At 47.2% G+C, this 7,818-nt stretch carries 6 protein-coding genes; 2 read left to right on the top strand and 4 right to left on the bottom strand.

All coding sequences use genetic code 11. The annotated features are described in order from the left end of the window. Positions 1-450: 450 nt before the first annotated feature. The 3 genes from M0Q40_12190 to galE form a co-directional block, all read right to left on the bottom strand. Positions 451-1,605, bottom strand: coding sequence for a galactokinase (locus M0Q40_12190; GenBank protein MCK9223354.1), 1,155 nt, complete (start codon positions 1,603-1,605; stop codon positions 451-453). Positions 1,606-1,622: 17 nt separating this feature from the next. Continuing rightward, on the bottom strand, positions 1,623-2,612 hold the full coding sequence (galT, locus tag M0Q40_12185; protein MCK9223353.1) for a galactose-1-phosphate uridylyltransferase: 990 nt from the start codon (positions 2,610-2,612) through the stop codon (positions 1,623-1,625). 135 nt (positions 2,613-2,747) lie between these two features. Next, entirely contained in the window at positions 2,748-3,731 is a 984-nt protein-coding gene (galE, locus tag M0Q40_12180) for a UDP-glucose 4-epimerase GalE (GenBank protein MCK9223352.1), read from the bottom strand. 280 nt (positions 3,732-4,011) lie between these two features. On the opposite strand from galE, the gene metG reads away from it, so the two are divergent. Next, a complete protein-coding gene (gene metG, locus M0Q40_12175) occupies positions 4,012-5,928 on the top strand; it encodes a methionine--tRNA ligase (protein MCK9223351.1) in 1,917 nt (638 codons plus the stop codon). Positions 5,929-6,071: 143 nt separating this feature from the next. Beyond that, positions 6,072-6,857, top strand: coding sequence for a TatD family hydrolase (locus M0Q40_12170; protein MCK9223350.1), 786 nt, complete (start codon positions 6,072-6,074; stop codon positions 6,855-6,857). Here the strand turns inward: M0Q40_12170 and M0Q40_12165 are convergent. Continuing rightward, positions 6,847-7,818: sugar phosphate nucleotidyltransferase (locus M0Q40_12165; GenBank protein MCK9223349.1), on the bottom strand; the 972-nt coding region annotated here is incomplete at its 5' end. The genes M0Q40_12170 and M0Q40_12165 overlap by 11 nt on opposite strands.

Below are 7,818 nucleotides of genomic sequence, written 5' to 3'. Positions count from 1 at the left end.
TTTTGCTCGAATAACACTTGCAGGCATCAACGTCCATCTAGATGCTCAGATTAAGGACAAGCAATTTTCCTTCTTCTCTTATGCTACGGTCATCATGAATCAAATAGCATAAGGACAGTCTATTACCACCATTTACCAGAATCGGTGGTCCATCCGGTTCTACTTCAACGTACCCTTTTTTAGGGCAAGATCAACCACCTGACTAATTTGCCTATGAAGTTGTCAAGGTGCAAAGCGAAACTACTTCATTTCATCATGCGGTTTCCATATATTCCCAATTAGCATTTACTTTCCGAGAGATCTCTGATGAGGTCTTGTTTCGAGTAAAGTATACCATAGAGTGGCAATATATGTAAAGATGAACTTACGGTTTCAAGCGTAATGAGGTGGTATGGGGATACCGGTAAGGTAACGCAGACTTGATGACCGCAGATTACCTTACCGAAGACTTTATAGTTTGCTAGCACTGGCACCGTCTGCTGCTGCGCAGATATATATTTCCGGCTTTAGTCCTGTTCTTGCGGGATAGTCCCTCTCGATATTATCGCAGAGTTGGGTGAGGTGATCTTGAGCGACTAGGGTGATCGTACATCCACCAAAGCCAGCTCCTGTCATGCGGGAACCCAATACACCAGGTGCTTTTCGAGCAATTTCTGTAAGAATGTCCAGTTCCTTGCAGCTTACTTCGTAAAGATCCCGCAAACTATCATGGGACTCATTCATCAACATACCAGCTCCTGCTAGATCATGGGCCTTGAAGGCTTTCACTGTGTCGTGAACCCTCTGATTCTCCCAAACCACGTGTTCGCAACGTTTAGCCACTGTGGGTGATAGAAGTCCCCGATGTTTTTCGAAATCCTCTACGGTGACATCCCTTAGCTTCTGAATACCTGGTAGGACGGTACTCAGAATAGATACACCCTCTTCACATTCGGCCCGTCGTTTATTATACTCCGAGTCTACCAATCCCCGCCTTACTGCTGAATTGGTGACAACAAAGGCATGGTCGCCAAGGGTCATAGGAACAAGTTCATATTCTAAGGAACGACAGTCTAAGAAGAGGGCGCAGTCAGCTTTGCCAAGGCGGGAGATGAACTGATCCATAATACCGCAATTGACTCCCACAAACTCGTTCTCTGCCCGTTGACACAGTTTGACCATTTCCACCGGATCCATGGAGAAACCGCCTACTGCTTCAGCAAACATAGCCGTTGCTACTTCAAAGCCTGCTGAAGAGGACAAACCTGCTCCCCGGGGAATATTACCGGAGACGATTAGATTCATTCCCGGAAGCTCAAATTGCTCCTGCATATACAACAGGACACCTCTAATGTAATTGCTCCATGGTTCCCTGCGCGAAGGCTCGATTTCGTCGAGGGAAAACTGGGTCAATTCATTGAAGTCTAAGGAATAGGCCTGTACTTGACGATCTGCCCTTCTTGTTCCGACAATGGTAATCGCTCGGTCAATAGCAATGGGTAGGACAAAACCATCGTTATAATCTGTATGTTCTCCAATAATGTTCACCCGTCCGGGACCCCTGGCCCGGAAGAGTTCCTCTGCAGGGCCAAAACGGGTGTTATAAGCTTTAATGAGATTTTCCATACTATTACCTCCGAAGATTATTCAAGTTCGTCGAGGGACGCAGGCGGCGTATTTCGCAGTCTTTCCGCGGACTGTTCTGGTAATGTATCATTAATAAAGGTCCCCGCTCCCGATTCGCACCCGGCCAAATACTTAAGCTTGTTTTCAGTTCGATGGGGTGGATAGAACTCAATATGGAAATGGGCATGATCATTTTGCTTCCCATCGGTGGGGGCTTGGTGCATGATCATCATGTAGGGTAGGGAAAACCCGAATAGTTGATCGTACTTTGAGATCACTAGCTTCAGCATCCGGGCTAAGGATTCCTGTTCGGAATTAGCAAACTCGAGTAAAGATAGCCGATGGTTCCTGGAATAGATATGGATCTCGTAGGGGTAGCGGGCTACAAATGGAATAAAGGCTACAAAATCTTTGTTTTCGGCCACAATGCGCCGCCCGTCCTTAAGCTCCTCCTTAAGCACATCACAGAATAGGCAGTTGCCCGTTCTGTCCCGATGTTCTCTTGCTGAATCAAGTTCTCGTTTCACCTTAGGAGGGATGAAGGGGAAGGCGTAGATTTGACCATGGGGATGCTGAAGGGTTACCCCAATAGCGTCGCCCTTGTTCTCGAAGATAAAGACGTATTCAATTTCCTCTCTCGCGCCCAACTCTTCATATCTGTCGGTCCACACGTTAATCAGGTTAGTGATATGCTCGACGGGCATTTTCGTTAAGGAAGAGTCGTGTTCGGAACTGTATAAAACTACCTCGCAAACGCCCTGGGCCAGATCCACTGGGTGAAGTGTGGTTCCTTCCACCGCCGGTTCCGGTGGATTGGGCTGCAATGATGGAAACTTGTTTTGAAACACAACAATCTCATAGTCTTCAGGCACCTCTGTGGGATATCCCCCCGGTTCTGTGGGGCACAGGGGACAAAAATCCCGTGGCGGTTTATAGGTCCGGTCTTGTCGATGTGTGGCGGTAATCACCCATTCCCTTTGGATTGGATCCCAACGAAGCTCAGACACTTGGTTTTTCCTCCTTATCTTTGCGATTCTTGCAGCTACATGTACAGCAGCTAGATTTCTGCTTAAAGGTATAGTATACCAAATATCGTCCGTCATCTTTAGTGATCTTTTTTTTGTTCATCGAAGGTTCTCCTTTCAGTCGGCAAACCCATGGGGGTGCTGTTTGTGCCATTTCCAAGCATGTTCAATGATTGTTTCAAGCCTCGGATACTTCCGTTTCCAACCCAAGGTACTCATGATTTTATCGGAACTTGCTACAAGGACCGCTGGGTCACCGGCACGTCTTGGTGTAAACTTATAGGGAATAGTCCTTCCGACAACTCTCTCTGTGGTCTTGAGCACTTCCATTACGGAAAAACCCTTTCCATTACCTAGATTATATGTTGTGGTTGGGCTTCCCGCAGCGAGGGCATTGAGAGCCAGAAGATGCGCATCGGCTAGATCCATAACATGAACGTAGTCCCGGATGCATGTGCCATCGGGTGTTGGGTAATCATTGCCGAAGATACTTAACTCCGGTCGTTGTCCTAGGGCTACCTGCAGAATAATGGGAATAAGATGGGTTTCAGGGGAATGGTCTTCCCCAATGTGCCCTGTTGGATCTGCTCCTGCAGCATTAAAGTAGCGAAGCGCAATTGATTTGATACCATACGCCTGATCGTACCGTCTAAGGATCTTCTCGAAGAAAAGTTTCGATTCACCATAGGGACTGGTGGGAATGGTGGGGTGATCCTCGGGGATAGGTACCTCCTTTGGCTCCCCATATACTGCTGCCGTAGACGAAAACACAAGATACTTGACCTCGTGGATGGCCATCATATCCAGCAAGTTTAGGCCGCCCAAGATGTTATTTCTAAAGTATTTGTCCGGGGATTTGACCGATTCACCTACTAAGCTGTGGGCAGCAAAATGCATCACCGCGTCAAACCTATACTTCCGAAATACATTGGATAGGTGCTCTTGATCTGCTAGATCGCCTTTGATGAACGTACCTGTGACCGCTTTTTCATGGCCTTTGTATAGGTTATCGTAGGTGACAATGAAGTGGCCTGCTTCTTGTAGATGTCTTGCTGTATGACTGCCCACGTAACCGGCTCCACCAGTGACCAAAATCCGCATAGTCAACGCGCTCCCTTCCAGTTAATAAGCTTTAGACACCCGATTATTACTTCTGCTTTATCATTATTTATCCTGCCCGAGGTTGACAAATAGATACAGCCAGGGTATAGTAGTGCAAAAGACGGCAAATATTACCCAAGAGGGGTAATAAGCTTCGAATCTTCTAATCGCCAGACAGCATTTTTCTAAATCTCCATATGGTTATTGTTCGCCCCTCGACGTACATATAGAGGGGGTTTTTTTGATCAGTTATACATCCAGGTGAAAGGAGCAGGGGACAATGAGCAAGGATACGTACTTCATCACCACACCGATTTATTATCCGAGCGATAAGCTGCACATCGGACATGCTTATACTACAGTTATCGCAGACGCTTTGGCTCGTTATCATCGCTTGCTAGGTAAGAAAGTTTTGTTCTTGACTGGTTCTGACGATCACGGCCAGAAAATTGAAAAGGTGGCAGAAAAGCGGGGTATCACCCCGAAGGAATATGTCGACGGCATTGTACCTACCTTCATGAGGCTGTGGGAGCGCTTAAATATCTCCTATGACGATTTCATTCGCACCACCGACGAACGCCACAAGAAGGTAGTTCAGGAAGTCTTCATGCGTGTTTATAACAAGGGTGATATCTATAAAGGATACTACGAAGGTTGGTATTGTACGCCTTGTGAAGCATTTTGGTTAGAAAGTAAACTAGTGGATCATAAATGCCCTGACTGTGGGCGTCCGGTTGAACTCTTGAAGGAAGAGGCTTATTATTTTCGGATTTCCAAATATGCTGATCGACTCCTGGAACACATTGAAAAGAACCCTGAGTTTATCCAGCCTGAGAGCAGGAAAAACGAAATGGTTCAGTTTATCAAAAGTGGACTAGAGGATCTTTGTGTCAGTCGTACTAGTTTTGATTGGGGTATTCCCGTACCTATTAACTCCGATCACGTGATCTACGTTTGGTTTGATGCACTTACCAATTATCTTACCGGTAGTGGCTACCTTCAGGATGAAGTGACCTTCAAGGCCTTTTGGCCAGCGGATCTACATCTTGTCGGCAAGGAGATCACCCGATTCCATACCATTATTTGGCCGATTATCCTAATGGCTTTAGATCTTGAATTACCGAAGCAGGTATTCGGTCACGGATGGTTATTGATGGATAGCGATAAGATGTCTAAGTCGAAGGGCAACGTAGTGGATCCAAATCTACTTATCGACGAATTCGGTGCCGACGCCATTCGGTATTTTCTCCTACGGGAGATCTCCTTCGGGGCTGACGGCAATTTCAGCGTCGAGGCTCTGATCCAAAGAACCAATGCAGATTTGGCCAACGATCTGGGAAATCTGCTGCACCGCAGCCTTACGATGATTCAGAAGTACTTTGATGGAGTGATTCCTACACCAGGGCCAGAGAACGAGCTGGATGAAAGCTTACGCAAAGGGGCCGAGGCAGCTTGCCAAGAGGTCGATCGTTACTTAGGCCAGCTTCAGATCAATGCTGCCCTTGGAGCAATCTGGTCCTTCATTGGGCGGACCAACAAGTATATCGATGAATCCGAACCATGGAATGTGGCTAAATCTCAAGATACACCACGGCTGGCTAGGATCATGTATAATCTTGCGGAAGCTTTACGCATGACTGCCTTTTTGGTTTGGCCTTTCATTCCCGCAACTGGTGAGAGTATCCTTGAGCAGTTGGGGGTTAAACAGGAATTCCAGGTCGCCAATCGCCAGTGGGGTTTGTTGGAGCCAAACACAAAGACGCAACCAACGGGACCATTGTTTCCTCGAATTGATATTAAAGAGCGGGAAGCAGCACTAGAGGATAAGAAGAGCAAACAGACAGAAAAAGACGCAGGTGAAGAACAGGTGGACGAACTTATTTCGATCGATGAATTCCAGAAAGTAAAGCTGTGTGTCGGGCACATAGTTGATGCCCAGAGTCACCCTAACGCGGACCGATTAGTTGTGCTCAAAGTCGATACCGGAGACGAAGTTCGCCAGATAGTTGCTGGAATCGCCAAGCACTATGCTCCGGAGGACCTAAAAGGAAAGAAAGTTGTCATTGTTGCCAATCTGAAACCAACCAAACTACGGGGCGAGTTATCCGAAGGAATGGTTCTGGCTGCAGTCTCTGAAGAAGAGCTTGGTCTAGTTACTGTAGATAAAGACATTCCCGCGGGCGCAGTTGTCCGGTAAGGTGGTCGAAAGCCATATGAGGGTTTGGATCCCCCCCCGTCTGGTGGGTGGCTATGTGAGAGATATTGATGAGAAAGGAAGATAGCTGGGTAAGGGCTTCCTCTTTGTCGGGTTTTTAGTGGCCCAGTCTCGGTGATACAAAGATGCTAATTGATAGTCATGCCCATTTAGATAATGAGCGTTTTGAAGGGGAACAGGAAGAAGTAATCGCAAGGGCCCAACAGGTCGGTGTGAGCATTATCATTAATGTGGGGTGGGATTTGCCCTCATCTAAACAGGCCATTGAGTCAGCTGCAAAGTATCCAGGAATCTATGCGGCGATTGGCGTCCATCCCCATGATGCAAGTAGCCTTAACAATGATGTTATCAAGGAATTTGTTGCCCTTGCCGAGCACCCTAAAGTCATCGCTATCGGGGAGATAGGGTTGGACTACTACTATGATCTATCCCCCAGAGAGCAACAAATGGAGGCGTTTTGCCAGCAGCTGGATCTTGCAGGCCAGCTTCGCCTTCCGGTGATCATTCATAACCGCGATGCCCATGAGGATACTCAGCAGATTCTCAAGGGGTACAAAGGAAAACTGGCCGGTGGGGTAATGCACTGCTTTTCTGGGAGTGTGGAAATGGCGACTACAATGCTGGATTACGGTCTTTACCTAGGATTTGGGGGTCCGATCACTTTCAAGAACGCGGTAAGGCCGCCAGAGGTAGTCAGATATACGCCCTTAGAACGTATGCTCATTGAGACGGATTGCCCATATCTTACACCAGTACCCCACCGAGGAAAACGCAACGAACCCGCCTATGTTTTCTATGTAGCAGAGAAAGTTGCGCAATTAAAGGGCCTAGATGTCGCAGAAGTGGCGGTTGCAACGACAAGTAATGCCCGGGCCCTTTTTAATCTGACCCGGGCCAGTCTCAATAGGTGAACTTGATGGCTGAGGAATCACCAATATTTAGTTGAGTGAAGTTTCCTTCTACTACTGCATGCTCTCCAATCAAGGAATTGGATAGTAGCATGTTCTCCACCTTGGCGCCTTCGTTAATAATACAATCTTTGACAATGGAGTTGGAGATCTCCGCCTGTTCTGCGACGGAAACAAAGGGACCGATAATGCAATTGGATACCTTTGCCGATTCCGGTATGTAAACCGGTGGAATCAGAATTGAACCGGGAATCTCCGGCGGCGGCCCGTTTTTCCCTAATAGACACCTATTTGTGGATAGCAGGGTATCGGGTTGACCGCAGTCGTACCATTGGTCAATATCAAAGACTGATAGTCTAAATCCCCGTTCTACCATCAACTGCAGGGCATCGGTCAATTGAAACTCACCCTTGGAACGAATATCGTGATCGATGATCTCCTGTAAAGCAGTAAAGAGGACACCGGATTCATTGATATAGTAGACTCCAACAACCGCCAAATTAGTAGGGGGCTCTGAGGGCTTTTCTACCAGTCGTGTGATAAAACCATCCTGTAATTCGACAATGCCGAACTTCTGCGGGTTATCCACAGCTTTCACCCCAATACAACTGTAGCCACCTGTCAGAGCAGCTTTAAGATCCGCTTCAAACACTGTGTCCCCGAGCACAATCAGCACAGGCTCGTTATTGTGGAACAATTCCTTTGCCAAGTAAATTGCATGACCCAAGCCCTTGCGTTCAGCCTGATTGACAAAATGCACCTTGAGGTCGTAGCTCGACTGGACATAATCTACAATTTTATCTCCTAGGTAGCCCACAATCAAGACTACCTCGGTAATACCACAGGACCCCGTCAAAGTCAGGATGTGTATACACTTAGGGTAGGTGCTCCGTTTTAGAGTTGTTCTGTTTTCAGAATGGGATTTCCGTTTCGAACAATGACGTGGATTACTACGGCTAATTTT

This window comes from Limnochordia bacterium, from assembly GCA_023230925.1.
GTDB lineage: Bacteria > Bacillota > Limnochordia > DUMW01 > DUMW01 > JALNWK01.
This window is presented reverse-complemented; position numbering and strand designations above follow the sequence as displayed.